Origin of the sequence: Streptococcus caballi DSM 19004, from assembly GCF_000379985.1 — a bacterium.
Lineage (GTDB): Bacteria > Bacillota > Bacilli > Lactobacillales > Streptococcaceae > Streptococcus > Streptococcus caballi.
In genome coordinates this window covers 1-26,209 of sequence record NZ_KB904123.1, presented here as the reverse complement: position 1 = coordinate 26,209, position 26,209 = coordinate 1, and the positions used below count along the sequence as shown (strand labels likewise).

Annotated in this window: 23 protein-coding genes and 3 pseudogenes; 5 read left to right on the top strand and 21 right to left on the bottom strand. The window is 43.0% G+C overall.

Annotation, left to right across the window (positions count from 1 at the left end):
* Positions 1 to 20: 20 nt before the first annotated feature.
* From A3GS_RS0110995 to A3GS_RS0110975, 5 genes are all read right to left on the bottom strand, one after another.
* Positions 21 to 278 carry a DUF896 family protein gene (locus tag A3GS_RS0110995; RefSeq protein ID WP_018365443.1) on the bottom strand — a complete coding sequence of 86 codons (258 nt, stop codon included), beginning with the start codon at positions 276 to 278 and terminating at the stop codon, positions 21 to 23.
* 319 nt (positions 279 to 597) lie between these two features.
* Positions 598 to 2,634, bottom strand: coding sequence for a glycine--tRNA ligase subunit beta (glyS, locus tag A3GS_RS0110990; protein ID WP_018365442.1), 2,037 nt, complete (start codon positions 2,632 to 2,634; stop codon positions 598 to 600).
* A gap of 210 nt (positions 2,635 to 2,844) precedes the next feature.
* Complete coding sequence (glyQ, locus tag A3GS_RS0110985) at positions 2,845 to 3,762, bottom strand: glycine--tRNA ligase subunit alpha (RefSeq protein ID WP_018365441.1); 918 nt, start codon at positions 3,760 to 3,762, stop codon at positions 2,845 to 2,847.
* 296 nt (positions 3,763 to 4,058) lie between these two features.
* On the bottom strand, positions 4,059 to 5,207 hold the full coding sequence (gene nagA / locus A3GS_RS0110980; protein WP_018365440.1) for an N-acetylglucosamine-6-phosphate deacetylase: 1,149 nt from the start codon (positions 5,205 to 5,207) through the stop codon (positions 4,059 to 4,061).
* Between the two features lie 114 nt (positions 5,208 to 5,321).
* On the bottom strand, positions 5,322 to 5,564 hold the full coding sequence (locus A3GS_RS0110975; RefSeq protein WP_018365439.1) for a hypothetical protein: 243 nt from the start codon (positions 5,562 to 5,564) through the stop codon (positions 5,322 to 5,324).
* Between the two features lie 228 nt (positions 5,565 to 5,792).
* On the opposite strand from A3GS_RS0110975, the gene A3GS_RS12090 reads away from it, so the two are divergent.
* The 3 genes from A3GS_RS12090 to A3GS_RS0110960 all read left to right on the top strand — a co-directional run bounded on the left by A3GS_RS12090 (position 5,793) and on the right by A3GS_RS0110960 (position 7,764).
* Positions 5,793 to 6,602, top strand: coding sequence for a RodZ family helix-turn-helix domain-containing protein (locus A3GS_RS12090; RefSeq protein ID WP_018365438.1), 810 nt, complete (start codon positions 5,793 to 5,795; stop codon positions 6,600 to 6,602).
* Positions 6,603 to 6,689: 87 nt separating this feature from the next.
* Positions 6,690 to 7,271, top strand: coding sequence for a hypothetical protein (locus A3GS_RS0110965; protein WP_018365437.1), 582 nt, complete (start codon positions 6,690 to 6,692; stop codon positions 7,269 to 7,271).
* Position 7,272: 1 nt separating this feature from the next.
* The gene (locus A3GS_RS0110960; protein WP_026216392.1) at positions 7,273 to 7,764 is read left to right on the top strand and encodes a YgjV family protein; all 492 of its coding nucleotides are present in this window, start codon (positions 7,273 to 7,275) and stop codon (positions 7,762 to 7,764) included.
* Positions 7,765 to 7,790: 26 nt separating this feature from the next.
* Here the strand turns inward: A3GS_RS0110960 and A3GS_RS0110955 are convergent, their stop codons facing one another.
* A complete protein-coding gene (locus A3GS_RS0110955) occupies positions 7,791 to 8,636 on the bottom strand; it encodes a DegV family protein (protein WP_026216391.1) in 846 nt (281 codons plus the stop codon).
* 121 nt (positions 8,637 to 8,757) lie between these two features.
* Between A3GS_RS0110955 and A3GS_RS0110950 the strand changes: the two genes are divergently transcribed.
* Positions 8,758 to 9,327, top strand: a complete 570-nt coding sequence (locus A3GS_RS0110950) for a TetR/AcrR family transcriptional regulator (RefSeq protein WP_018365434.1) — start codon at positions 8,758 to 8,760, stop codon at positions 9,325 to 9,327.
* Between the two features lie 297 nt (positions 9,328 to 9,624).
* On the opposite strand, the gene A3GS_RS0110945 is transcribed toward A3GS_RS0110950, so the two are convergent.
* The 6 genes and pseudogenes from A3GS_RS0110945 to A3GS_RS0110915 all read right to left on the bottom strand — a co-directional run bounded on the left by A3GS_RS0110945 (position 9,625) and on the right by A3GS_RS0110915 (position 15,064).
* Positions 9,625 to 10,434 (bottom strand): Cof-type HAD-IIB family hydrolase, encoded by an 810-nt coding sequence (locus A3GS_RS0110945; protein ID WP_018365433.1) that lies wholly within the window; start codon positions 10,432 to 10,434, stop codon positions 9,625 to 9,627.
* Positions 10,435 to 10,447: 13 nt separating this feature from the next.
* Positions 10,448 to 10,981: pseudogene (locus A3GS_RS11930) on the bottom strand (trimeric intracellular cation channel family protein).
* Positions 10,982 to 11,089: 108 nt separating this feature from the next.
* Complete coding sequence (locus A3GS_RS0110930; protein ID WP_018365432.1) at positions 11,090 to 11,293, bottom strand: heavy-metal-associated domain-containing protein; 204 nt, start codon at positions 11,291 to 11,293, stop codon at positions 11,090 to 11,092.
* A gap of 80 nt (positions 11,294 to 11,373) precedes the next feature.
* Entirely contained in the window at positions 11,374 to 13,608 is a 2,235-nt protein-coding gene (locus A3GS_RS0110925; protein WP_018365431.1) for a heavy metal translocating P-type ATPase, read from the bottom strand.
* The gene (locus A3GS_RS0110920; protein ID WP_018365430.1) at positions 13,605 to 14,042 is read right to left on the bottom strand and encodes a CopY/TcrY family copper transport repressor; all 438 of its coding nucleotides are present in this window, start codon (positions 14,040 to 14,042) and stop codon (positions 13,605 to 13,607) included. The genes A3GS_RS0110925 and A3GS_RS0110920 overlap by 4 nt, the downstream gene beginning before the upstream one ends.
* 227 nt (positions 14,043 to 14,269) lie before the next feature.
* Positions 14,270 to 15,064: a DUF6261 family protein gene (locus A3GS_RS0110915; protein WP_018365429.1), complete on the bottom strand. Its 795-nt coding sequence runs from the start codon at positions 15,062 to 15,064 to the stop codon at positions 14,270 to 14,272.
* A gap of 636 nt (positions 15,065 to 15,700) precedes the next feature.
* On the opposite strand from A3GS_RS0110915, the gene A3GS_RS0110905 reads away from it, so the two are divergent.
* Positions 15,701 to 18,385 (top strand): SEC10/PgrA surface exclusion domain-containing protein, encoded by a 2,685-nt coding sequence (locus tag A3GS_RS0110905; RefSeq protein WP_018365427.1) that lies wholly within the window; start codon positions 15,701 to 15,703, stop codon positions 18,383 to 18,385.
* 50 nt (positions 18,386 to 18,435) lie between these two features.
* Here A3GS_RS0110905 and A3GS_RS0110900 read toward each other — a convergent pair whose 3' ends face one another.
* The 9 genes and pseudogenes from A3GS_RS0110900 to rimP form a co-directional block, all read right to left on the bottom strand.
* Positions 18,436 to 18,987, bottom strand: a complete 552-nt coding sequence (locus A3GS_RS0110900) for a nucleotidyltransferase family protein (RefSeq protein WP_018365426.1) — start codon at positions 18,985 to 18,987, stop codon at positions 18,436 to 18,438.
* A complete protein-coding gene (locus tag A3GS_RS0110895; RefSeq protein ID WP_018365425.1) occupies positions 18,987 to 19,547 on the bottom strand; it encodes an LOG family protein in 561 nt (186 codons plus the stop codon). The genes A3GS_RS0110900 and A3GS_RS0110895 overlap by 1 nt, the downstream gene beginning before the upstream one ends.
* A gap of 89 nt (positions 19,548 to 19,636) precedes the next feature.
* Positions 19,637 to 19,987, bottom strand: a complete 351-nt coding sequence (rbfA, locus tag A3GS_RS0110890; protein ID WP_018365424.1) for a 30S ribosome-binding factor RbfA — start codon at positions 19,985 to 19,987, stop codon at positions 19,637 to 19,639.
* Between the two features lie 359 nt (positions 19,988 to 20,346).
* Positions 20,347 to 22,926 (bottom strand): annotated as a pseudogene (infB, locus tag A3GS_RS0110885) (translation initiation factor IF-2); the annotation flags it as partial.
* Between the two features lie 171 nt (positions 22,927 to 23,097).
* Positions 23,098 to 23,190, bottom strand: a pseudogene (locus A3GS_RS13365) (translation initiation factor IF-2 N-terminal domain-containing protein); the annotation flags it as partial.
* A gap of 19 nt (positions 23,191 to 23,209) precedes the next feature.
* Positions 23,210 to 23,512: a YlxQ-related RNA-binding protein gene (locus A3GS_RS0110880; protein ID WP_018365422.1), complete on the bottom strand. Its 303-nt coding sequence runs from the start codon at positions 23,510 to 23,512 to the stop codon at positions 23,210 to 23,212.
* Positions 23,505 to 23,801 carry an RNase P modulator RnpM gene (gene rnpM, locus A3GS_RS0110875; protein ID WP_018365421.1) on the bottom strand — a complete coding sequence of 99 codons (297 nt, stop codon included), beginning with the start codon at positions 23,799 to 23,801 and terminating at the stop codon, positions 23,505 to 23,507. The genes A3GS_RS0110880 and rnpM overlap by 8 nt, the downstream gene beginning before the upstream one ends.
* A 23-nt stretch (positions 23,802 to 23,824) precedes the next feature.
* A complete protein-coding gene (gene nusA, locus A3GS_RS0110870; protein WP_026216389.1) occupies positions 23,825 to 25,018 on the bottom strand; it encodes a transcription termination factor NusA in 1,194 nt (397 codons plus the stop codon).
* Between the two features lie 88 nt (positions 25,019 to 25,106).
* Entirely contained in the window at positions 25,107 to 25,589 is a 483-nt protein-coding gene (rimP, locus tag A3GS_RS0110865) for a ribosome maturation factor RimP (protein WP_026216388.1), read from the bottom strand.
* Positions 25,590 to 26,209: the final 620 nt, after the last annotated feature.

The following is a 26,209-nucleotide window of genomic DNA, read 5'->3' as shown; positions in this document are numbered from 1 at the left end:
TTTATTCGTCTTCAGGAAAATCACGAATTTGGATCATCAAGGCTTCTGCCGTGCAATCCTCTTTCACGTTGCAATTGTTTGAGTTTTTCTGGTGTTACATCATTTCCTTCTTCGTCGACAATCTTAATGCCTGCGATATGGTGTCGAACAGAGCGACGGTAACCTTCAATGTATTCTTCGCGAAGTTTCGCTTGCTCAACCTTCTCTTCACTGGTCAAACCAACTGTTTTTTTCTTTTTAGCAAGCTCATTGATACGAGCGATTTTTTTAGGTTCCATTAGAAAGTCTCCTTTCTTTATTGAGTTAATAAATGGTTTAAAATCAGTTGCATACTTTGTTGGAAAGAACTCTGTTACCTCATAGCTAGCTACTTGATTTTTGAAAAAAGAATCATCTGCTATCATCTTATCCAAGTTCTCTCTCGTTTCCGCATAGCAGAGGATAATATCACCTGTCCGTGGACTTTTCTCCCATAACAGATAAAGTTCCTAGATGCATAATATTTCTCTAAAAATCAAATATGTTTTGGTAAATATTCTTCCACAACCTCAAGTTGTTTAGTGTAAGTTAGATTAACGATATATATTATAAGTTTTCTCACTTAGTATTCAGCTTGTTAAAAGCTGCAACCGTTTTAGCCTTATCGGTTAGAGTTACGAGAATAGCTAAGCGATTATTTTTGACTTTCTCATCTTCAGTCATGACCATGGTATTGTCAAAGAAGGCATCAATGACTGGGCTAAGGGCAAATAGCTGTGCAAGTTGTTCTGCTTTTGTACCTTTGAGTTCAAGAGCTGAAACAGTGTCAAACAAAGCCTTTTCTTGATCATTTTCAAAGAGATTACTGTTAACTGACACATCAGCGTCAGCTTTTTCAGCCAAATTGAAGACGCGTGATAAGGATTCAACCGCTGGTTTGTAATTGTCAGCTTTAGCAGATTTTACAAGCGCTTCTGCTGCTGCCAACATATCTGGCACGACAAATGTGGAACCTGATAAGACTGCTTCTTTGATATCCTTAGGTGTTTTGCCCATCATCTTATCCACGCGTGCCTTAATGAAATTGATAACATCAACCTTATTATCATAAGTCAAACTGTCAAAACTTAAAGCATATAGGCTATTAATAAGCTCATCCATTGGAATATGCCAACCAAAAGCATCTAGGATACGAACAATTCCTTGAGTCGCGCGACGAAGCGCATAAGGGTCATTTGAACCTGACGGAATGAGACCAACTGAGAAGAAACTCAACAGCGTATCCAATTTATCCGCCAAAGCCAAAACAGCCCCTACCTTGGTCTCTGGGAGATCTCCATCAGCTGAATTCGGCAAATAGTGCTCACGAATAGCCGCTGCAACGGCCGCATCTTCACCAGCTAAGAGAGCATATTTTTCACCCATGATCCCTTGCAGTTCATCAAATTCACCCACCATACCAGTTAAAAGGTCAAATTTGTAGATTTGAGCGGCACGGTCAAGAGATGCCGCTTCATCAGCAGAAAGACCAGCTTTTTCTGACAAATACTTGGCGATAACACGGCTGCGTTCCATATGTTCAGAAAGTGAACCAATTTTTTCATGGAAGGTGACGTGGTCGAGTTTAGCTACCAGGTCAGCAATTTTAAGCTTTTGGTCTTCACGCCAGAAGAATTCACCGTCTTCAAGGCGGGCAACAAGAACTTTTTCGTTCCCTTTGATAACATTTTCCAAGTATTCTGCGTTACCATTACGGACTGAGATAAAGTTTGGTTTCAGCTTGCCATTCAAATCACGGACAACAAAGTAACGCTGGTGATTTTTCATAGAAGTCACCAAAACTTCTTCAGGTACTTCAAGGTATTTGGTGTCAAAAGAACCCATGAAGGCAGTTGGGTACTCAACCAAGTTGAGTACTTCATTAAGGAGCTCTGCATCAATGTCTACGACAACGTTCTGCTCTTTTTCGATAGCCTTGATTTGCTCAACGATCAGCGCTTCACGTTCTTTGGCATCTGCAATGACAAAGACTTTACGCAAATCATCTTCATAGCTATCTGCACTAGCAATCTCTGTTTCCTGACCAAGGAAACGGTGTCCGCGGCTGATGCGACCAGAATGAATGTCCAAGAAATCCATATCCAAAGCCTCATCATCGAGAAGAACGGTCAAGGTGTGGACAGGACGGATGTACTCAAAGCTGTTGCCAGCCCAGTGCATGCTGACTGGGAATGTCATACTGGCAAGCACTTCTGGAATACCTGCAAGCACTTCGCGAGCTGGCTTTCCTGCTTCATGTTTAGTCACGTAAACGTATTCTTCGCCTTTGACTTCGCGAAATTCGATATCGTCAACAGTCAAGCCTTTACCACGAACAAAGCCTTGCGCTGCTTTTGAGAAATGACCTTCAGCGTCCAAAGCAATCTTCTTAGAAGGCCCTTTAAAATCTTCAGTCAGATCTGTCTGCTGGTCAGCAAGTCCAATCACACGCACTGCCAAACGACGTGGCGTTGAAAAAGTTTGAATGGTATCAAAAGACAAACGATTTTCCTTCAAAAAGTCTGCCATCTGTTGACCCAATTGTTGTTCACTTGGTGTAACTACATAGGCTGGTAGTTCTTCCAGACCAAGTTCTACGAGTAAATTTTTTGTCATGTTTATTTCTCCGAGAATTACTTTCTTTGTAGTCATTACCTTATGCAGTGGGGACATAAGCGACTGCTTTTAGTATTCCATTGCTACCATGTCGATTCTAAAGTCTTGCTAGTTTCCTCGTGTTGTCAGGAGCAATGCTTATGATACTGTTATATGCGGTAATGATCTAGTGTAGGCTCACTCCATTTGCTCTATCGTTGTCATATACTATTATTCTTGCTCTTGAGACAACAATTTTGCCCGTGTCGTTTCGTCCAAGAGTGGATAGCCGAGTTTCTTGCGTTCTGCAACGAAAGTTTTGGCTACAACACGAGCAAGATTACGGATACGAGCAATATAACCAGCACGCTCTGTTACTGAAACCGCACCGCGTGCATCAAGCAGGTTAAAGGTATGTGAACATTTGAGAACATAGTCATAAGCTGGATGAACCAGACCTAATTCTAAAGCTCGCTCTGCTTCTTTTTCAAATTTTTCGAAGTTCTCAAGCAGCATATCTTGGTCAGACACTTCAAAGCTGTATTTTGAATGTTCATATTCTGGCTGCAAGAAGATTTCACCGTATTTAACACCCGGTGCCCACTCAATGTCGTAGACAGAATCCACCTCTTGAATATAAGACGCCAAACGTTCTAAACCATAAGTCACCTCAGCTGTGACAGGGTTGGTTGCCAAACCTCCGACCTGTTGGAAGTAGGTGAACTGCGTGATTTCCATACCATCGAGCCAAACTTCCCAACCAAGACCAGCTGAACCAGTTGACGGATTTTCCCAGTTATCCTCAACAAAGCGAATATCGTGTTCAAGCGAATTGATGCCCAATTTTTCCAATGATTCAAGGTAAAGTTCTTGGATGTTAGATGGAGATGGTTTCATGACAACTTGGAATTGGTGGTGTTGGTAAAGACGGTTAGGATTTTCACCGTAACGGCCATCAGCAGGACGACGTGATGGCTCAACATAAGCTGCATTCCATGGCTCAGGACCGATTGCGCGCAGGAAAGTGTAGGGACTCATAGTACCAGCACCTTTTTCATTATCGTAAGCCTGCATCAGCATGCAACCCTTGTCATTCCAGTATTGTTGCAATGTCAAGATAATCTCTTGGAAGGTTAGTTTTTTAGACATATAAACTCCTTTTTTATTTTTGTAAAATAGCTGACGCTGGGAAATCAAAAGAACCCCGTCTTCTTCGCTCCCATGCCAACTGACATAGGGGCGTCTGAAACGCGGTTCCACCCTAATTTATTACTTCATTTTATCTGATTGTACTTGATAATCTATCAAGAGAAAGCGCCAATTACTTCTCATCTCTGTTCGACTCCCACTATCTCGAACTCGCTTGAGAGAAGGTTAGAAATAATATTCTTTCTTGACGATTATTTTAGCACAAATGCATTTGAATGTCTAGGAAAAATCAGAATTTACCCTTCCCAGACCTTTTGTCCATCCAGATATGTTGCCACTAGGTTGAGCTCTTCGTCCAAAACGATAAAATCTGCTGCATAGCCACCTTTGATTTGTCCGCAGACATCATCAACACCTACTGAAACAGCTGGAACAAGACTGACCATGCGCACAGCCTCCTCTGGACTAGCAATCCCCCAAGTAACAACATTTTTAAGCCCATCTTTTAGTTTGAGAATTGAACCAGCTAAATTTCCCCCATCCTTGAGCCTAGCTGTACCATTTTCTACAAGCACCGAAAATTCACCCAGCATATAGTCGCCATCTGGCTGACCACCAGCTGCCATACAGTCGGTAATCATAGCCACATGGTCGTGCCCCTTTTGCTGCATGAGAATATCGCATGCCACAGGTGAAACATGGTGACCGTCACAAATCAGCTCAGCATAGGTGTTAGGAAGATTGTAGACTGCTCCCACCATACCAGGTTCGCGGTGATTAAGTTCGCGCATGCCATTATAGGCGTGCACCCAGACCGAAGCACCTGCTTGAACAGCGGCCTTAGCTTCGTCATAGGTTGCGTTAGAATGACCAAGCGCCACCGTCACACCTTGCGCTGTCAGGGTTGAGACGAAGTCTGCGACCCCTTCACGCTCAGGAGCTAGCGCGATTTTTTTGATAAGACCTTGCGCCGCATTTTGCCAGACATTGAATTCTTCCAAACTAGGATTTTTCATGTAAGAAGCATTTTGAGCTCCTTTGTACTTTTCAGTAAAATAAGGTCCCTCAAAATAGATACCACGGATTTTAGCACCTTTCTCAGTCCCAGCAACTGCCGCAACCACTGCCGAAGCCTCTGCTAGCTGTTCAAATGAGGACGTGAGTGTCGTTGGGAGAAATGATGTCACACCAGTTGAGAGCAGACCCTGACTCATTTTTAAAATCCCCTCTGGGTCACAATCCATGACATCGTGACCAGCATAGCCGTGAATGTGAGTATCTACCAACCCAGGCGCAATTTGGTAGCCTGAATAATCAAGAACATCCGCTCCATCTGGCACATGACTCTGCCATTGTCCAAAACGTCCATCAATCAAAGCCAAGTAGCCGCCTTCTTTAGTCTCTGTCGGATAGTAAAATTTGTCTGCTTTTACAAATTGTTTCATGTCTTAGCCTCCGTATTTTCTCGTCTCCATTATACGCTTATTGATCTTCTTTGTAAACGGTCTATACCAAAACTCAAAAATAAAGAAATCCTTTCAAATTGCAAGGTCCCTCTATTAAATCATATTTTCAAGAACCTTCTCTGCTAAGTTCATAGCATGATTAGTAATATTCGTGCAGGGGGTGATTAAATCAATGAAATTGATACCAGCAAGTGGAGTGCATTCACCTTTATTCATACGTTTACCTTCAATTTGACTCTTGCGAATTTTACGCTCAAAATGAGCAGTCTTTTTGTGGCAGTCAACCAGCTCCTCGGCTAGGTAGCAATCAGTATCAGCTACAACTCTTAATAACATCTAAATTCCATTTTTTAAGTAGCCGCTATTTTTATAGAGGCATCAGATTATAGATTAAAAAAGCCTTAAAGTAACGCTAACACGGACTATAAGCAAAGCTTGCTTCTTTCAGTCCTACGCTGTGAAACTATTTTCAACAACAATTATTGGATAAAATTAGGAAAATCCCATAAAACAATCTCTATTTTATGATATAATGATAAAAATTAACTAACATTGGGAGAGATTATGAAACTGGAAAAAAAAGAACTCTGGGCCCTTCTTGCAAGTGTACTATTGCTTCTTTGTGCAACAATTATCTTTTTTAATTTTGGAAGTACCAAATTAGGCAGTAAGGAAAGAAAAGCAACTCATAGTGTTCAACAAGTTAGCTGGTCTAAGCTTGAAAAAGAACTGACCAACATCGAGAAAAATCCGACAGAATCTGCTATTAATGCTATTGACAAAGAATTTAACAAGCTTCCTGATTCAGATAAAAAGAAAAAATTGCGAAATAAGTTAGATGAAATCAAAATCAAGCTTGCCGAAAAAAAAGCCGAAGAAAAGGCTATCAAATCAGCTGAAACAGCTGTAAAAAAACTGGAAGAGGAGCAGAACAATGCTAATCTGACTGCTGCTCAAGATAGCATTAATAAGGTTAAAACGAAAGATAAAAAGGATGCCTTTCAGGCTCGCATCGACACCGTGAAAGCTATTTTAGAGGCTCAAGCCCTAAATGCTCAAATACAAGCATCACCGGATTATACTGAAGCAAGCGCTACAAGTGATTCAAGCTATTACCAATCTAGCGATGATACATCTGATGATGATAACTCTGTTCCTTATTACCAACCCGCTGCTCCTGCCACACCTAGCCAAGCTCAGAACAATCAAGTAAACCAGCCATCAGCAGTACCTACACCAAGTAGCTCTAATCAAACAACACCCGTTCCACCTTCTGAAGTGCCTAATAACAATAGTGGTACATCAGATATACCAACTCCTGCTTCAGGTAATAATAACAGTAACCAAGTACCTACCACTGATTCTAATGAATAATTTCACTTTTCTGTTTCATTTCTCCTTAAATCACGTTATAATAGGTAAGATGATTTTATTTTATAGATAAATAAAAAAGGAGCCTAGATGAAAACTTCAAAAAGCGAAATAGCTTATTTAATTCTTAGTATTATCCTAATTGCTGTTGCCGGCGGAACCTACTTCGTCTTTGGTCACAAGACAACAGAATCGTCACCAGTAACCAAGACACAACAAAGCTCATCTTCTTCAGATTCAAGTGAAGACCTAGTGGTCCACGCAGAAGCTCTGTTGTCTGACCTAGAAGCTAATCCTTCTCGTAAAGCACTTACATTGACACAAGAAATTGTTGATAAACTCAAAGATGATAGCAAGAAAAAAGAATTGCAAACTCGACTTGAGGCAGTAGCAACCGAGGTTGGTAATCAAGAAACAGCTGAACGGGCTGTCAGTGAAGCAGAGGCAGATCAAAACACTACTAAAGTTGAACAAGCTCAAACTATGGTTGATACTTTGACAAATGAAGCTAAGAAAAATGAGTTACAAAACAGGCTAAATGCTGTTCAAGAGGCTATTAATCAAACTGCTGCTCAATCAAGTGTCAGCAGCTACAGTGCCGAAGCGAATGCAACCTATGCGTCGCAAACAGCAGATACTAGCACTAATTATTCTGAAGTCAGCGGTCAATAAGATGTCAATCGGACTTCTATTTTCAACAATCGGCGCTATTTGTCTAGCTACATCTTCCTTCGCCAAAAACAAGGAAAGCATGTTAACTTGGCAGATTGCCGATTATTTTTTCACCATGATTGCCAACATCTTACTGGGTGGCTTTTCAGGTGCTATTTCTATCGCTGTCTCCACTATCAGAAATCTTCTCATGATTAAGAAATGGGATTCTTTACTGACAACCATCATTTTGGTGGTCATTCAAGTGGCCTTAGGTAGCTATGTCAACACTTTGGGAATAATTGGGATGCTACCCATCATATCATCCATTTCCTACACAGTGACAACCTTTTTAACCTCTAAGGTTCAATGGCTGCGCTGGGTTATCATTGAAAATATGCTACTCTGGGCCTTTTATGATTTTACCATCAAAGCCTATCCAGCCCTGCTCATGGATATTTTCATCACTCTAACTACACTAATTGCCATCCGAAAACATGCTAAAAAGGGCTGAATTTTACAACTCAGTCCTTTTTTATATTAAACAATTTCATAGCCAATCAAAATACCACCATCTTCCGCATAGAAACTGCAAAGACCTGAGGTAGGCTGGCAAATAATATCAGCACCCGGAAACCGCGCGCGAATTTTCTCAGAAATTTGCTGACAGATTTTTTCATTGTTAGCATGAGCAATAACCAGACGGCCGCCTTGATAGCCAGCTTTAACCATCTCATCAAAGCTGGCCTGTACAGCCTTCTTCTGACCGCGCGCCTTCTGCAACAGTTTCAAGGTGCCCTGGTCACTAGCCTCCCCAACCATACGAATATTGAGCAGACCAATTACCTTACCAACTAACTTACTTAGACGACCATTCTTCACCAAATTGTCAACTTTTGCTAAGACAAACAATAGCTTGGTTTTAGCTTGATAAGCTGTAATAGCCTCGACCACTTCTTCAAAAGATAAACCTTGCTTGATCAGACGATTGAGCTCCAAAACAATCAAGTCGATCTCACCACCTGCTGATAAGGAATCAATAACGTGAATGTTGATGTTAGGATGATCTTCTAAAAAGATATTCTTAGCTAGCTGCGCACTATTTTGACTGCCCGATAGAGAGCCTGTGATAGTGATAACAATAACATTCTCCGCTCCCTTGTAGGCTTCTAGAAAGGAATCTGGGCTAGGACAGCTTGAACTGGCCGAGCTTTGCGACGCATACATGCTGGCCATCATCCTATCCACATCAAGACCTTCATCATCGATGAAAACTTCCGACCCAATCTGGATGGTCAGAGGAACATTCTGAAATTGCGTGTAAGGTGACAAATCTTCTAAACTTCTGAAATCACAACCCGAATCTGTAACAATTTTCCAAGACATAGTAAAGTCTCCGATCTGATTTTTGTTTGACAAACAAAGTATTTTCTCCTAAAATTATATCATTATAAACTTTGATTTACTCATAAAAACCGTCGGGTGTAACAGTTGGGAGGGATTTGTAATGACCGAAAAAAAATTATCTAAAAAATCCTTGCAAAATCTGCAGCAGTCTAATCAAGAGGCTCGCAAAATCACTCGCGAAGCCATTGAGACAGCTCTGCTCTTGCTACTAGAAAAGAAGCCACTCCAACAAATCACCATATCCGAACTAGTTGTCAAGGCTGGGGTATCTAGAAATGCCTTCTACCGCAACTACTCTTCCAAGGAAGCTATCTTTGATAGGATTTTATCTAACATTGTGCGACGTATTTTCAGAGGAATCAAAGCTTTCAATCTGACAACGCAGGCTTATCAGGCTTGGCTCTTCTTGCTGACAGAAGCCCAAAAAGAAGCGCAGGTTTTAAGACTTATTTTCAAGCAAAAACTTGAATCAAACTTGACCGCCGTAGTCTCCAAACGTCTCAAGGCCTACCAACGTTACAAACGTAGACAACATTCCCACTATGCTAATTCCTTCTGGAGCAATGCCATTGTCTCGGTACTGTCCAATTGGGTAGCTGATGACCTGACCGTGTCGGCAGAAGATTTGGCCTCAATCGGACTTCCCTTGTCTCCGCTGACCGATAATTAACTATAAAATCAAGGCTAGGAAGATTTCCTAGCCTTAGCTTGTAAACAAAAATTTAGACCGTCTTTAGGGGATGGCAGACGGTAATGACTTCCGTCAAATTTTCATTCCTAATAAATGAGTTCTGAAAGCCTAAAACCACATGTGGTTTTAGGCTTCTTTATCACAGCGAAAAATCTTTATTTAAAATCCGCCAGATCACTCAATTTGGGCTTTTCAAACAGATTTTAAAACACATTTAGCTCAAAATCATAGTGTACCTGAGATTTAAAACTAGGAGTAACTTTATAGATTTTTCCTCTACAGTACATAATCGTAGATAGCTTGTGCGACACCTGCTTCATCATTGCTGTTAGTTACATAGCGGCAATGTTTCTTAATATCATCGCTGGCATTGCCCATGGCAACGCTGTGGCTGGCAAATTCTAGCATCTCAAGATCATTGGCTGCATCACCTAACGCCATGACTTGCTCGGAAGAATAGCCTAGCTGGTCAGCCAGAATCTTGAGACCAGTTGCTTTAGTAAATCCTTTAGGCATAGCCTCAAAGATATAAGGTTGGCTACGCACCACAGAAAAATCCTCTGCCAGCTCTGCTTCTTTTTCAGCTTGAAAAGGATCAAGTAAAGGTTTTTCAGCCATATACATAGCTTGGAAGATAATCTCATCATTTGCCTTTAGTTTTTCAAAAGAGATAGCCTTGGCCCTAGCAAAGACCAAACCTGCATCGTACTGGACAAGGTCTGGCACACGGTCACCAACCGCAAAATAAGTCTTCTCACCTGTCAAAGTCAGGCAGACCTCTGGATGATTTTGAGTAGCCGCATAGAGGATGTCTAATTCTTGATGAGATACTTGAGCGTAGTCAATCAACTCCCAATTTTTGGTATTGTAAATGGTACAGCCATTGTTCATAATAATATATTCTTCCTCAGTCAAGCCAAGCTGGTTAAAGTACGGCACGATACCTGATTTTGGCCGGCCAGTACAGAGGACAATTTTAACACCCGCTGCTGCCGCTTTTTGGATGGCCTCAATATTCTCCGTAGGAATTTCCTTTTTAGAGTTGAGCAGGGTGCCATCCATATCAATTGCAATTAGTTTGATCATTTTCTTCTACCTTTCATTTGATTTTGGGTAAGTACCTTTGACGCCAGCGGCCAATCATGCGCAGGCTGGTCAAGAGGACAACTAGTATATAATAATCCAGCGTGCCATGCTAATCTAAAATAGACCAGCCAGCATAGACTTCACTGCGGAGAACACCATGTTTGCGTCCAGCCAAGACATCACGAACCACACCTCCAACAGCTCCCGTCAAGACTGCTGCCACAATCACTGCACTTAAAGATTGCCCTAATGTGATTGCCTGCAAGGCACCTTGAATGCTAACGACCGAAAGACCAGTACCTCCGCCTTCATCCACCCCTTGGCAATGCTGTTTGGAAACAGCAAATGAGCAAGTCCCCAAGGCAAAATAGGAATCTGAACCTTAGCTCCAGAGGGCACTAATAAGCAGACCGATGAGAAGATTACGAATAACTCCCCCACCGAAGGCCGTCACAAAGTCCAAGATGAACATCCTCAGGATGCCAAAATCTTCACTCATAGCAACAAAAGATCCTGAGAGGACAAAAGCGATAGTTCCAATTATCATTAAAATCTATCAAACATCTATCATTATCTTACCTTACCCAAGACTACTATCATACTTCTCTAGTGTATCATTTTTATCATAGAAAAAAAGGGGCTTGCGCCACCTTTTTTAAATTTCTTTGCCGAGGGCAAATTTAGTGCCCTTCAAGGCACGTTTAAGGGACAAGGTCCAAGGTTTCCCAGTGACGGTTGCTTGTTTTTTGTCCAAGTCAACCACAACTTTTTCCACACCTTTGACAGCGGATAATTTTTCAGTAACGGTCTTGGCACAACCGTCACATTTCATGCCAATAACTCCGTATGTTTTTTCCATTTTAAAACTCCTTTGCTATTTAAAAACGTGTTTTTGATTTTAACCCAGTAGGGGATTTTCTTTCTGGGATCAGTAAGCCACTAGTTCAGCTTGATGTATTTCAATCTCAGTGCGTTGAGGACAACGGAGACTGAACTGAAGCTCATGGCCAGACCGGCAATCATTGGATTGAGCAGAGGACCGCCGAATAGATAGAGGACACCCATAGCAACTGGGATAGCCAAGATATTGTAAATAAAAGCCCAGAAGAGGTTTTCCTTAATGACCTTGATGGTCAGGCGGCTAAGAGCTAGGCTCTTGATGATGTCGGACAATTCAGGCTTCATGAGAATGATGTCAGCCGACTCAATAGCGATATCCGTCCCTGTACCAACAGCAATACCGATATCAGCCGTTGCTAAAGCGGGCGCATCGTTGATGCCATCACCGACCATGGCAACCATCTTGCCCTTACTTTGCAGGTTTTGGATGGCTTGCGATTTTTGGTCTGGCAAGACTTCGCTTATGACGGTTTTAATGCCAACTTGTTTGGCAATAGCTTGCGCAGTCTTAGCATTGTCCCCTGTCAGCATGACCACGTCAATGTCTCTCTCTTGCAGTCTAGCAACGGTAGCTTTGCTATCTTCTTTGACGGTATCAGCTACAGCGATGAAGCCAAGTAGTTGCGCATTAGCCGAGACGAAAATCGGCGTCTGTCCTTTTTCTGTCGCTGCCAGCACCGCTGATTCAGCTGCGCTTAGGTCAACCTTTTGGTCTTGCATGAGCTTGCGGTTACCGATATAGAGGGTTTGCCCAGCTAGGTCAGCTTGTAAGCCTCGTCCTGTTAGCGAGGTGAAGTTGGTCACTACCTGCAAATCAAGGCCGTCTGCGGCAGCTTTTTCCACAATAGCCTGACTAAGAGGATGTTCAGACAGTTTTTCAACAGAGGCTACCCGAGCCAAAAGTTCCCCAGCATCCCCCGCATAAGTAAAGACATCAACAACTTCAGGTTTGCCTTGGGTAATAGTTCCAGTTTTGTCAAAGACAATGGTATCAATGTGGTGAGCATTTTCTAGCGTGTCACCGCGTTTGTAGAGAATACCGTTTTCAGCAGCACGGCCAGTTCCGACCATGATAGCCGTTGGAGTAGCCAGACCCAGAGCACAAGGGCAGGCGATAACGAGCACAGCAATGGCGACGGTCATGGCAAAGACAAAATCTTTTCCCATGACAAAGTACCAGAAGAGGCCAGAAACAAGGGCAATGGCTATGACCACAGGTACGAAGACCGCAGCCACCTTGTCTGCAATCTTGGCGATAGGCGCCTTGGTTTGTTGAGCGTCTTCTACCAGCTTGATGATTTGAGCCAAGAGGGTCTCATCGCCGACTTTTTCGGCACGCAGGGTGAGTGAACCTTGTCCATTTATGGAAGCACCGTAAACCTTGTCGTCTATGGTCTTTTCCACAGGAATAGATTCCCCTGTCAACATGGACTCGTCAATAGCCGAATGACCGGAAACAACGACACCGTCCACAGGAATCTTTTCACCAGGTTTCACGATCATCACATCACCGATAACCACATCTTCGATAGGCACGGCCATTTCCACACCATCTCGGATGACAGTCGCTTCCTTGGCGGACAGCTTCATGAGCTTTTGGATAGCATCTGACGTGCGACCTTTTGACAGGGTTTCAAAATACTTGCCCAGCGTGATGAGGGTCAGGATAACGGCGACCGACTCAAAGTAAAGCTCATGCGCGTGATGGCCATGCCCCAAAGCGATGTGATAGATGCCATAAAGACTGTAAAGAAAGGCGGCCGAAGTAGCCAAGGCTACAAGCGAGTCCATATTAGGATGGCCCTTGAAGAGAGTGCGAAAGCCATTGACATAGAAACGACGGCCAAAATACATGACAGGCAGGGTCAAGAGCAACTGCACTAAGGCATAGGTCATAGGGTGGGTAGACATGTTAAGCAGATCTGGCACCCAAGCCCCCATCATGCTGCCCATAGACAGGTAAAGCAGGGGCACCGCAAAGACGGCTGACCAGAGAAACTTGTGCCACATATTATGGGTGGCCTCGTCTTGGCGCTCTGCCTGAGATTTAGCAGTAGCGGGGTCAAAGACGCTAGCACCATAACCCGCATCAGCGACAGCTTTTTCAATCTCTGCCTCAGAAATCTTGGCTGGATCGTAGTCCACCGTCATCTTCTCAGTCGTCAAGTTGACCACGGCCGACTGGACATTGGGTATCTTCTTCACCGCATTTTCTACTGTGAGAGCACAGGACGCACAGGTCATGCCCTCAATCACAAACGTTTCTTCCTTCATTCTCTCACCTCCACATGCTCATGACAGCGGCACTGTCCTGGTACACAATTACAAGCTACCTCTTCCACGGCGCTGGCTTTTTTGGCTAATAGCAGAGCTTGCAGCTGGTCTATATCATCTAGGGTCATGGGCGTTTTGTCCACCAAATGCCTGATGATAGCCCCATGCTTGCGCTGGCAGAATTTATCAAAAAGCTCATCAGCCTGCGCATTCTGGGCATCTTCTTCTGACATGAGCTCACTGTAAATAAAGGATTTACCGCGCCTAGTCGTGGTCAGATAACCCTTATCCACCAAGCGTTTGAGCAGGGTTTTGATTGTTGAGGCTGTCCAGTCTGTCTTTTGACTGAGGACCGCTAGAATCTCGCTGCTAGTGGTCTGGCTTTTAGTCCACACCACCCGCATGATTTCCCATTCACTATTGGAAATGGTCATATCAGCACTCCTTTCGTCTACATTTGTAGATTTATTATAACCCCATCGTCTACATTTGTCAACAATAAAAACTCACCTTAGTTCGTGAAGGTGAGTTTTTCTGACAGACAGATGACGCTTTATCGGCTAAAAGAAGTCTTTTCAGAGCAAGACCAGCTAGCCATCACTAGCCCCTGCTCCTGTCAGGAAAGTCAGCTAGAGGTCAGTTAAAACGACCTGTCTGCTTCTTACTGTTCTTTATCGTCTGCTTCATCATCAGATGGTTTTGTTTTTTTCTTGATCGTTTGGCGTGCCAGCTTATCAGCCAAGTATTTGCGGCCTGAATTATAAGCGACCAATAAATTTTGGGCAACTGGGTCTTTGATGACATCGGCACGCAATTCTAGATAAAGCCCAAGCTTACGATAGGACTTCAAGAGATCGTCGCGCAGCTGCCTGCTATCAATGGTGACTTTCTTGCTTTCTACTCTTGCTCGCTTGCTAAAGATCTCTTCAAAAGCAGCTTGGCTATTTTCCAAAGCCGTCACATAATGCTTGATGTTCAGGGCTTCAACGGCTTCTTTTGCCTCTCCTTGAGCCAGAGTTTTCAACAGACCTGTCAGCAGAGCGGACTCACGTTCGTAGTCAGCACGCTTGATCCCCTTATAAGAGGCAAATAAGCGACGCAGATAGTCATAGGCCGCTTTCTTATTGAGGTCTTTGGTATAGCGATGCAGGCTAATCGCATCAAAGAGCACCTGCAAATCTTGGTCGCGCTCCCTATCCAAATCAAGCAATGTGCTGGTCTCGCTACTCCCCTTGACCTTATTGAGGCTATTTTGAAAGAGGGGAAGCTGGGTGCGAATAGCGGACATCAAGGTTTCAATAACCTCGTCACCGCCAAGGGTCAACTGCTCCTCATCCACCTGTGTGACAAAGCGCTGCAACAACTGTGCCGCATCCACAAGGGGAAGGTTCTTGGTATTTAAAACCGTTAGGCTGTATTTGTCTTTTTCCATGGCAAATCTCCAGTCTTTTATCATTTCTTTCTCTCCTCGCCTTGCCGCACCCTCTCTTTCTTTTTTTGATGGGAAATAGCAGAGCTGATACCCTAGTAGCCAGCCTTAGAGCAGCTTTTCAAAGGGAAGTGCTCAAAGCAAGCATGCAAGAAACAAAATCCTCAGGGGTTTGACCTCCTGCAAATGTGCGAGAGATAACCCCCTTGGGGGATCGACCTCCTGCATGTGCGCGAGAGTAAAAACCCCTGGGGGATCGGCCTCCTGCATGCGTGTGAGAGTAAAAACCCCTGGGGGATCGGCCTCCTGCACCAAAGAAAAAGGGCTCCCTTATAAAGGAACAGCACGCTGTCCCAGTCAAACGAAGTAAATGAAAACGTTGGCAAAATTAAGAGAGGTTTAATCATACCATAGACCCTAAACTTATGGCAAGAGAAAACTAACATTTTTCAGAAAATTCCTACACCAACAAGTCACATCAGCAAAACTCAATGATCTATAAGAGAGCGTCAGAAGGACAAGTAGTTTAATGTATAATATGGTAGTATTATACATTAAACTCTCTTGAAAAGAGAGAGAGTTTAAAAATTTTGGAGGTCTTTGGTATGGCATTAATTTAATATTCCGTTGTACGATAATCTAATTTCAAAAAAGGAGTTTTACATGAAAAAGACGCTTATTAAATCACTCACCCTTTCAACAACTACCATTGCAGCAGTTAGTCTTGCTAACACCACATTTGCTGACGATGCTGTTGACACGACAGCAAACGCCGACCAAACCAGCTATGCCACTGCAACAATGGCACAAGAACTGGCTAGACAAGTCGCTAAACAAGAAACAACTGTTTCTAATGCGCAGGCTAATGTGACACAAACCAATCAAGCTGTCGCTAAACAAGAACAAGCTGTCGCTGATGCTCAATCACAAGTGGCTACCGCTGAAAGTGCAGCTGACACAGCAAACTCATCCTTGGCAGCTACTAGCGAAGCGGCTAAAGAGGCAACATCAGAAAATATCGCTGCCGCTAGCCAAGCCATCACCACAGCGCAAACAGAAGTGGCTACCGCAACATCAGAAGTAGCTACTACATCAACTACACAAAGCGCTATACAAGCAGCCGTAGACAGCCAAACCGCCGTAGCCGCGCAAGCACAAGCTAAACAGGACAAGGCCAATGATGCTGTCAGTCAAGCCGCTACTGCCAATGTGAGTGCTCAAGAAGCTCTTTCAAAGGCTGAAGCTGCATTGACTGATGCTAAAGCGCAGGAAGAAAAAGCTCAAGATAGCGTTTCATCTATCGAAACAGAAATTGCTGAAATTCCAGCCAAAAACCAAAAGACTGCTGAGAATATCCAAGCACAAGAAACAGTACTGGCAAAGGCTAACGATGAACTCAAGCAAGCAAATGCTAATAAGTCTGAAGCTATCGCACAGGCCAATGAACTGCAAGCAGAGATTACAGCTAAAGAGAATGACATTGCATCTGTTAATAACAGCATTACTAGCCTTAAACAAAAACAGGAAACTGCTCAAAGCCAGCTCTCTGGTCTAGGAACTTACACTTTACCTCAAAGTTACGTTGACTACGTCAATGGCAAGAGCACTGATTGGAATAAAGCTCTCGAAGATTTAACTAACGCTTCAAATACGTACCAATCAGTTAGTCAATATGATCGAGGTTATAACGATCCTGCTGATATTAACCGCGAAGACAGTAAAAACCTAAATGTTTATGTTGCTAGCTTAATCAACAGTATTTTAAATCAATTAGGTAAATCCAAAGTGAGACTTGCTGAAGGTAGTTTAGATTTTGCAAGTGATTATACCGCTAATTTCCAAGATAGCAATTATGTTTTTAAAGAACTCAATGCTAAACGACTAGCGGCTAAAAAGCAAGGTTTAGATAATTCAAAAATTAGTAACTACGGCACCAAGGACAATCGAAATATAACTGGTCGGTCAATTAGCACTATCACTATCAACGGTTATTCACGAAGTGAGACTAAATACAGCTATGATGATACAAGCCTAAACAAGATTCGATATGCTGCCTATGACTTAGTTGATCAATACTTAAAAGATCCTGATAACTTCAAAAACATCACTGATGTAAATGGCTACTTAGCAGTGTCCGTATCTAGTGATGACCAAAACTACTATGTCAGACTCTTCACCATTCCAGAAAGCGAAGCTACTTCTGAGACATCAACTTTCAACACTACTGAAATCAAGATTCCAGATACAAGTGTTGTTACTGACTTACAAAATCAAATTACTCAATTTGAAAAACAAGCTACTTCATTGACCAATGAAAAAAATGCGCTCGTAAATAAAGTAAAGGACATTACAAGAAACGCTGAAAACAATGTAACTGCTGCTCAAGCTAATTATGATAGTCAAGCACAAAAACTCAGTGACTTAAAAGCACAACTCATTAGTCCGGATGACCTCAATAAAGAACTGGCGACAGCTAAAGAAACATTAAATGCGGCAACTAAGGCTGTTGAGGACGCTCAAAGTGCTGTAACAACTGCTACGACGAAAGCAAAAGCTACAGCTGAAACATTGGCATCCGCTCAAGGAGACCAAAAAGTGGCGCAAAAAGCTGTTAGTGATGCTAAACAAAGCCTAGCCGACCTTAACACGCAACTTGCGCAAGCTAAGGAAAACGGTGACAAGGCTAATCAAGACTTACAAACGGCTCAGGCTAAGCTCATTGATGCCGAAGCGGCATATAAAGCTCTCCTCACAGTTAAGGACAAGCTAGCGACAGCTCAAACAGCTTATGACCAAGCGCAAGCCACATTGGCTACAGCCAAAGAAAACCTCGCGACTGAGGAAGCAAGCTTGGCTGACCTTAAAGCCAAACAAGCTGACGCACAAGCAGCCTACACGAGTGCTAAAACATCTTATGACAAGATATTAGCTGACTATAACAAGGCCAAAGATTTGGAAGAAAAAGCAAAGACTAGCATTATCTCAACACTCCCAGATGGTACTATCGTTGCTATTCCGAAAGATGCTCCTACCGAAGAAGAAAAACCTACGCTTGATATCAGTAAACTTGTTGAACCAGAGAAACCAACTAAACAACCTATCAAAGCTGTTCAAGCTAGTAAACCAACTGCTGCATCACAAATGCCTACAGCTAAGCAAATTCAAACTGCTTACAATGCGACTATTACCAAATCAGTCACTCAAAAGGTTACTAACCATCGTGATACAGCAGCAAGCTACAAAACACAACTTCCCGTTACAGGTGAAGATAGATCTATTGCCTTCACTCTCACAGGACTAGCCCTCATTGGAACACTTGGTCTAGCTTGGAAACGCAAAGAAAACTAATTTATCCCTAATGAAAAGCATTCGCTCATAGATCGAATGCTTTTTTCTGTTTACATCTCTTCCACTCTCAACTTCTCCCACTTATCCGCCCAGTCTTTCTTTGCCATGCGCTTGCGGTAGACGGTCATGCGCTCAGGATCTGCAACAAAGTGCGGGGTAGGCTGCACGATAAATTGCTCAATGTCTGCTGCGCCGTAGGGAAGAAAAAGGTCTATGTGGCCTTGTTCGTTCAAGCGCGCAGCAATTGCAGTGCAGCGTTCAGGATACTTGGAAATTGCATCAGTAGCCGACTGGTAGGGCTGGGTATTGGGGCTATGGCTATGCATATAGACTTGGTTTTTGACTTCCCATTGATAGGTGGGGTAGCGGTGATTGAGGTCTGCCTGCAGCGCCAGCGTGTCCTCATAGGAAACTGCTTGGTCATAGAAAACCACATCTAAATCACTGGCGTCTTCTAAGCCTGGTCGGTCTGATAGGACATTCCAGACATAGTTGCGCAGAGTGCCCGCTGCCAGCCAGCAGTCTTGTAAGCCTAGCTCTGCTATTATCCTCAAAAGGCGCATCAGTTCTGGGTCACTCTCAAAAAGTTTATGCAAATCCATCAATATTTCCTCCAGGCAGGTGGGATGTAGGTCGCAACGAAGCGCTCAATAGCTTCGAAGTTGTCAGTGAAGAGGATCTTAGCGCGGGCATCAGCCGTCAAAAAGCCTTCTGCCACCATGGCGTCAAACTGAGCCTTGAGCGGGTTATAGTAGCCATTGATGTTGAGTAATACGCAGGGCTTGCTGTTTTTGCCAACCCGGGCCAGCGAGATGACCTCCGTGATTTCCTCAAGCGTGCCCGGACCACCAGGCAGAGCAATGAGGACATCACCCATCTCCATCATCAGATGCTTACGCTCACTCATACTCTCAACCACTGTCAGTGATGTCAGCTTGTCGTGGGCAATTTCGCGCTCTTTGAGAAATTCAGGAATAATGCCAATAGCCTTACCGCCATTTGCCAAAACAGTATCAGCGAGGACGCCCATGAGACCAGCCTTGCTACCACCGTAAACGAGGCTATTGCCCCTAGCCGCAATCCATTTGGCAAGCTCAATAGTTGCCTCTTCATAGATGCTGTCCTTACCAAGACTGGCACCGAGATAAACTGTAATATTCATGTCAAACTTACAACTCCAATCTAAAAACCACTCCTTATTATAGCACAAAAGGACTGAGCGTCTGCGCCCAGTCCTTTTGATGATTTTCCTTATTTTTTAGCTTCAAGGTCACGAAGCATCTGGTCAATTTTGTTTCCATATTCGAGGGATTCGTCTTTAATGAAAATCAAATCTGGAATCTTGTACATGGTCAAATTCTTACCCAGTTCACGTTTGATAGTGCCTGTTGCTTTTTCCAGTCCAATTTGTGCTTTTTGATTGTCAGAAGCTAAATCACTATGAATAGTGTAGTAAACCTTAGCCGCAGACAAGTCACCCAGCATTTGCACATCAGTGATGGTCACACCTTGCACACGTGGGTCACGCACTTTCTTTTGCAAGATTTCATTAACTTCACGCTTGATTTCCATACCAACACGGTCAATACGATGGTTAGCCATAATTATGATACCAAGAACAAACAGAAAACAACTGAAATTTGGAAAGTCGCCTGAAAGTCTGATTCTAGAAGGGGCTCCTCTAATTCTTAGTTTTCCGCTCGGGTTCCATTCCTTTCTTTTGTCTTAGAGCTGATAAACCAGCCTTGTTAGAAAAGCCAGACCTAGACAGTCTAGCTTTTTCTTTTTTATAAAGCCTCAAACAATAGGCAAGGTGGGAGCAAGATTTTAGGAAACACCAAACAACAATATACATGTATGTTCAGTTTTCATTTAGCACACGGCCAGGAGGCGAAGACTGTACTTGAGTAGGATAAACCAACTTACCGAAGTCATAAAAGATAAACTGACTGGCTCTTCAATTAGCGCTTAATTTCCTCCATGACATAAGCCTCAATCACATCATCCACTTTAATATCGTTATAGTTCTCAATCATGAGACCACCTTCTTGACCATTACCAACTTCTTTCACATCATCTTTGTAATGTTTAAGGCTAGCAAGTTTGCCATCAAAGACAACGACACCGTCACGGATAACGCGAGCACTTGAATCGCGAGTGATTTTACCACTAGTAACCATGAATCCACCGATAGTTCCCACTTTGGAAACTTTGAAGGTCTCACGGATAATAGCTTCACCGATGACTTTTTCTTCAAATTCTGGGTCAAGCATCCCTTTCATGGCATCTTCTACTTCTTCGATCACCTTGTAAATGATAGAGTGAAGACGGATTTCCACATCATCTGTTTCAGCTTGTTGACGGGCCTGCGGTGTAGGGCGGACGTTAAATCCGATGACAACAGCATTTGATGCCTCAGCAAGGGTAATATCTGACTCGTTGATAGCTCCGACTGCACTATGAACTACATTAACTTTGACACCTTCAACATCAATCTTGAGAAGCGAGGCAGCAAGGGCTTCAACAGAACCTTGAACATCAGCTTTGATGATGACATTGACAGATTTTACTTCACCAGCTTTGAGGGTATCAAAGAGATTTTCAAGTGATACACGTTGTGTTTTTTGGCGTTGTTTCATGAGAGCACGCTTAGCACGTTCTTCTCCTGCTGCACGCGCAGCTTTTTCATCTTCATAAACGGCAAAGTGGTCACCTGCCATAGGTGCTTCGTTCAGACCTGTGATAGAAACTGGCGTTGAAGGCTCTGCGAATTTCACACGACGGCCAAGGTCGTTAGCCATAGCACGGACACGCCCAAAGGTATTTCCAACAACGATTGGGTCTTGAACATGAAGGGTACCTTGTTGAACAAGAAGGGTTGCAACTGCCCCTTTACCTTTGTCAAGACGAGCTTCGATAACTGTACCGATAGCACGAACTGTTGGATCTGCCTTTAGTTCTTCCATTTCAGCAACAAGAAGGACTGTTTCAAGTAATTCTTCGATGTTTTGACCGAATTTAGCTGAAATTTCAACAAATTCACAGTCACCGCCCCATGCAGTCGAAATAATACCATGCTCTGCCAATTCCCCGATAACACGCTCTGGATTAGCACCTGGTTTATCAATCTTGTTGATAGCAACAATAATTGGAACTCCAGCAGCTTTTGAATGATTGATAGCTTCGATAGTTTGTGGCATAACACCATCATCCGCAGCAACAATCAGGATAGTAATATCAGTGATTGAAGCTCCACGTGCACGCATTGATGTAAAGGCCGCGTGTCCTGGTGTATCAAGGAAAGTAATTTTCTTACCATTTTCAATGATTTGATAAGCACCAATATGTTGAGTGATACCACCAGCTTCGCCTGTTGCTACACGCGAATTACGCAAAGTATCTAAAAGGGTTGTTTTACCGTGGTCAACGTGTCCCATGATGGTTACGACTGGTGCACGCTCAACCATATTTTCCGGATTGAGATAGTCTTCATCAACAAAGAAACGTTCGATGTCGGCATTATCCACCTCAACCTTCTTGTGAGCTTCAATGCCATAATCCACCATAAGGAGCTCAATGGTATCTGCATCTAAAGATTGGTTTTGAGTTGCCATGACACCCATCATAAAGAGTTTTTTTACAATTTCTGCAGGTTCGCGTTTGATACGTTTTGCGATTTCCGCAACTGTCATACCTTCAGTATATTCAAACTCCTTAGGTAATTCATGGAATTTACGCTCGGTAGCTGGCTTAGCCGCTGCGTTACGATTATTCTTCCCTTTTTTATTCTTCTTGCTGTTATTCCAGTTACTATTTCTTTGATTTCTCACTTGGTTTTGACTATTCCACTTTTTATTCTTAGCTTGCTTTGGTCCATCCTCATGACGATAATCATGGTCGCGTGATTTCTCTAGACGAGCTTGTTTCTTCCGACGAGTATCCTGTACCTTTGGCGCTGTTTGAGTAGCTACAGTTTGCTTCTTAGCTTCTGCTTTCTTAGGAGCATCAGCCTGTGCTTGCGCAGCTAATTGTGCCTGACGCTCCGCTTCTTGAGCTTTGATAGCAGCTTGTTTCGCAGCCTGTGCTTCACGAACAGCACGCTGCTTGGCTTCTTCTTGTTCACGGAAACGGGCTTCACTAGTACGGGAATACTCCGCATTTTGCTCCGCTTTCAGAGCAGCTGCACGCGCCTTGAAATCAATACGTGGTCCAGTCTGCTGCTGACGATTTTGATTGCGATTGTCATTGCGGCGGTTGTCGTTCCGATTATTTCCTTGGAAATTACGGTCACGACTTTGGGTGTTGCGATTATCCTGACGACCATTACCTTGATTACGGTCGTTGTGACTCTGGTTACGGTTATTATTACGACGGTTATCGCGACGATCATTATTGCGATTGCCATTACGATTATCGCGCCCACCACCGTTAGCACGACGTTCCGCTTCTGCTTTAGCACGCGCTTCGCGTTCCGCCTTGAAATTACGGCTTTGAGGTTTTGGCTTAACAGGTGCTTCCTCAGCCGGTTTGGCAGGAGCAGCTTGCACCTCAGCTTTTGCTTGAGGCTGTGCTCCTAGCCTACTTTCCTGTTTAGGTGCTGATGTAGCTTTTTCAACCGTAGCAGGTGCTAACTTTTCAGCCTTAGGCTTGTCGCCAAAACTTGCTACGATGCGCTTAGCATCACTTTCTTCAACGCTAGAAGAATGGCTCTTAACAGGAAGCCCAAGTGCTTGCGCATGCTCAACAACTTCCTTACTGGTTTTGCCAATTTCTTTAGCAATTTCATGTAATCTTTTCTTTGACAATTGATGTCCTCCTATTCTTTTATACCATAAGAGTCCTCATTTTCTTTGAAAATCCAGCGTCTGCAATAGCGACCACCTTGCGCGGTCTACCGAGTGCAGCACTTAATTCCAGTGTATCAAACACTGTGGAGACTTCTACTTTATAATAGTGACTTTTATCAGTTACTTTTTTAGTCAGATTTGGGCCTGCATCACTAGCTAGGAAAATAAGCTGTGCCTTACCATTTTGAATGGCCTTCACTACTAGCTCTTCACCTGAAATGACTTTTCCTGCACGCTGCGCAAGGCCAATAAGATTTGACAAGTGATCTAAATTATTCAAGTCCTAACTCTCTTCTTTTGACTTTGTGATCGACATAGGCAATCAATTCATCGTAAAATTCTTCTGGAACTTCTACAGAGAAACTGCGATTGAAGACCTTTTTCTTCTTCGCTAGGAGAGCTTCTTCATTGTCTAGCTTGATGTAAGCACCACGGCCGTTTTTCTTGCCCGTCGGGTCGATAAAAATCTCACCCTCTTTGTTTTTGACAATGCGAAGCAAATCACGCTTATCGATCACTTCATCTGAAACAACTGATTTTCTTAAAGGTATTTTTCTTGTTTTGGCCATAAAACACCTCTGTATTTCTTTTTTTATTCTGCGTCTTCTAATACTTCTGGCTCAACTGCTGCTTCTTCGGCTGACACTGCTTCTGTTGGTGCGGCTTCTTCTAAAGCGGCAGCTTGAGCTTCACGTTCTGCTTCGAGGGCTTCGTACTCAGAAGCTGACTTGATGTCAATGCGGTAGCCTGTCAAGTGAGCAGCCAAGCGAACGTTTTGACCACGGCGACCAATAGCAAGTGACAATTTGTTGTCAGGAACAACAACTGTCGCACGTTTTGAATCTTCATCATCAAAGAGAACCATGTCAACTTCAGCTGGCGCGATAGCATTGTAGATGAATTCAGCTGGATCGTCAACCCATTGAATAACATCAATGTTTTCTTCTACTGGCACTTCGACACCAGTCTTAGCATCGTAACGTTTTGGATGGAACTTGCTGATGACTTTCTTGATGTTTGAACCACCACGACCAACAATGGTTCCGATAGCATCAACATTAGGATTATGACTGCGAACGGCAACCTTAGTACGATCACCCGCTTCACGAGATACGCTCATAATTTCCACTGTTCCATCAAAAACTTCAGGAATTTCTTGTTCCATGATGCGTTTGATGAATTGGGGATGGCTACGGCTGACAAAAACGTTGACACCTTTTGGATTATTTTCAACTTTATAAACGTAAACTTCAATACGGTCATGTGATTTCCATGTTTCACCGGGAATTTGATCTTGATGAGACAGTTGAGCTTCCAAAGAGCCAAGATTAACGTAGATGAAACGTTGGTCGAAGCGTTCAACCGTACCAGTCATGATTTCACCTTCATGCTGTTTGTACTCATTATAAGTCACTTCACGCATTTGACGGCGCATTTTTTCCATGATAGTTTGTTTAGCTGATTGCGCAGCGACGCGACCAAATTCAGCAACAGATTCTTCAAAGCGAATTTTATCGCCAAGTTCATAAGCTGAACTAATTTTCAGAGCATCTGACAGGCTAATCTCAAGACGACTGTCAAAAACTTCTTCAACCACTTCACGCACTGTGAAAACTCTAAAGTCGCCTGTTTTCTCATCGAACTCGATGACACATGATTCTGATTGACCATAGCGACGTTTGTAAGCAGATTTCAATGACTCAGTAACAGCATCAATGATGTCTTCTTTGTTAATGTGTTTTTCTTCTTCCAAAATACGGAAGGCTTCTAGCATTTCCTTGCTCATTTTCTTTCTTGCTCGTGCCCAATAGCAGAGCTAGCATCCTTTCTTTCTAAAACTCGACAAATCCAGCTAGCTAAACTTGTCCTAACACTTATAATTTAACGGCCATACGTGCTTTAGCTACTGCCTCGTAAGGGATTTCCACCATCTTGTGACGAGTCTTGTCCAAATAATCAATAACTAAAGTCCCATCCTCAAAAGAAACCAAGTCACCTTCAAAAACCTTAACCTTATTAATGGCTTTGTAGAGACTAACATTAATGTAAGAACCAATGGCATTTTTAAGAGCTTCCTTTGTTTTCAAAGGGCGCTCTAAACCAGGACTGGAAACCTCCAGCATATACTGGTCGGGAAATGGATCAGGCTTGATGGTGTCCAACAGCGGACTAATGATGTCCGTTAGAACAGCCGTATCTTCAACCGTAATACCATCAGGCTTATCTACTAAAATACTGAGTACATAGTCGCCGCCCATTTTTCCATATTCGACATCAACTAGTTCAAAAGGTGCCTCTATAACTGGTGCGACAACTTGCGTCACGATATCAATAATATCAACTTTTGCGATTGCTATCCCCTCCTTAACTAAAACAGAACAGAGTCTACAAAGCCTCTCTTCAAGCTAAAAGATAATGACACACATAAGAGGCGAAGAATCAACTCCGCCCCTCTCTGTATTATTAATATGTATTATAGCACAACTATTTGAAAATGCAAAGAAAAAAACTCACTTCTAAAGATATTAATAGGCTGATAAATCCAATTCAGAATTAAGTTCTTCTTACCTTCATTCAATTCTAAAGTTAGCTAACATTATCACAGGAAAATTCCAACCATGGTATGTAACAAAACAACTCTTCAACATTCACCCAAACGGCCAGCTTCTGAGCAGCTTAATCATCTGATCAGTTTTTACTTGAGTTTGTATTACTTTGCTTAACATCTAGTTTTTCGTTCCAAGATCAAATGAAACTGACGATACTTTAACAATCAGATTTTTTGTTTTAATCCAGACAATTAGCTCTAGGTAATTCCTAAACCTCAAATTTGACGGATGGAAAACGGGTGAATATACAAAAGCCCTTGTAACATCAAGGGGATAAAAGGAGAGGAGGGGATTGCAGTACCTGAATATGCAGAAATTAACTGGATAAAAAGCCTATAAAATCTGGCTTTTTGATTTTTTATTTGGTT

What these genes read in the sequence shown, in the direction of transcription:
- A3GS_RS0110965 (WP_018365437.1), top strand. Translation starts at nt 6,690, where the DNA reads ATGAAAACTTCAAAAAGCGAAATAGCTTATTTAATTCTTAGTATTATC.
- A3GS_RS0110925 (WP_018365431.1), bottom strand. Translation starts at nt 13,608, where the DNA reads ATGAAGGAAGAAACGTTTGTGATTGAGGGCATGACCTGTGCGTCCTGT.
- A3GS_RS0110995 (WP_018365443.1), bottom strand. Translation starts at nt 278, where the DNA reads ATGGAACCTAAAAAAATCGCTCGTATCAATGAGCTTGCTAAAAAGAAA.
- A3GS_RS0110955 (WP_026216391.1), bottom strand. Translation starts at nt 8,636, where the DNA reads ATGTCTTGGAAAATTGTTACAGATTCGGGTTGTGATTTCAGAAGTTTA.
- rbfA (WP_018365424.1), bottom strand. Translation starts at nt 19,987, where the DNA reads ATGGCTAACCATCGTATTGACCGTGTTGGTATGGAAATCAAGCGTGAA.
- nusA (WP_026216389.1), bottom strand. Translation starts at nt 25,018, where the DNA reads ATGAGCAAGGAAATGCTAGAAGCCTTCCGTATTTTGGAAGAAGAAAAA.
- A3GS_RS12090 (WP_018365438.1), top strand. Translation starts at nt 5,793, where the DNA reads ATGAAACTGGAAAAAAAAGAACTCTGGGCCCTTCTTGCAAGTGTACTA.
- A3GS_RS0110905 (WP_018365427.1), top strand. Translation starts at nt 15,701, where the DNA reads ATGAAAAAGACGCTTATTAAATCACTCACCCTTTCAACAACTACCATT.
- A3GS_RS0110960 (WP_026216392.1), top strand. Translation starts at nt 7,273, where the DNA reads ATGTCAATCGGACTTCTATTTTCAACAATCGGCGCTATTTGTCTAGCT.
- A3GS_RS0110920 (WP_018365430.1), bottom strand. Translation starts at nt 14,042, where the DNA reads ATGACCATTTCCAATAGTGAATGGGAAATCATGCGGGTGGTGTGGACT.
- A3GS_RS0110975 (WP_018365439.1), bottom strand. Translation starts at nt 5,564, where the DNA reads ATGTTATTAAGAGTTGTAGCTGATACTGATTGCTACCTAGCCGAGGAG.
- rnpM (WP_018365421.1), bottom strand. Translation starts at nt 23,801, where the DNA reads ATGGCCAAAACAAGAAAAATACCTTTAAGAAAATCAGTTGTTTCAGAT.
- A3GS_RS0110930 (WP_018365432.1), bottom strand. Translation starts at nt 11,293, where the DNA reads ATGGAAAAAACATACGGAGTTATTGGCATGAAATGTGACGGTTGTGCC.
- A3GS_RS0110895 (WP_018365425.1), bottom strand. Translation starts at nt 19,547, where the DNA reads ATGAATATTACAGTTTATCTCGGTGCCAGTCTTGGTAAGGACAGCATC.
- A3GS_RS0110900 (WP_018365426.1), bottom strand. Translation starts at nt 18,987, where the DNA reads ATGGATTTGCATAAACTTTTTGAGAGTGACCCAGAACTGATGCGCCTT.
- A3GS_RS0110915 (WP_018365429.1), bottom strand. Translation starts at nt 15,064, where the DNA reads ATGATAAAAGACTGGAGATTTGCCATGGAAAAAGACAAATACAGCCTA.
- nagA (WP_018365440.1), bottom strand. Translation starts at nt 5,207, where the DNA reads ATGAAACAATTTGTAAAAGCAGACAAATTTTACTATCCGACAGAGACT.
- A3GS_RS0110950 (WP_018365434.1), top strand. Translation starts at nt 8,758, where the DNA reads ATGACCGAAAAAAAATTATCTAAAAAATCCTTGCAAAATCTGCAGCAG.
- glyQ (WP_018365441.1), bottom strand. Translation starts at nt 3,762, where the DNA reads ATGTCTAAAAAACTAACCTTCCAAGAGATTATCTTGACATTGCAACAA.
- glyS (WP_018365442.1), bottom strand. Translation starts at nt 2,634, where the DNA reads ATGACAAAAAATTTACTCGTAGAACTTGGTCTGGAAGAACTACCAGCC.
- A3GS_RS0110945 (WP_018365433.1), bottom strand. Translation starts at nt 10,434, where the DNA reads ATGATCAAACTAATTGCAATTGATATGGATGGCACCCTGCTCAACTCT.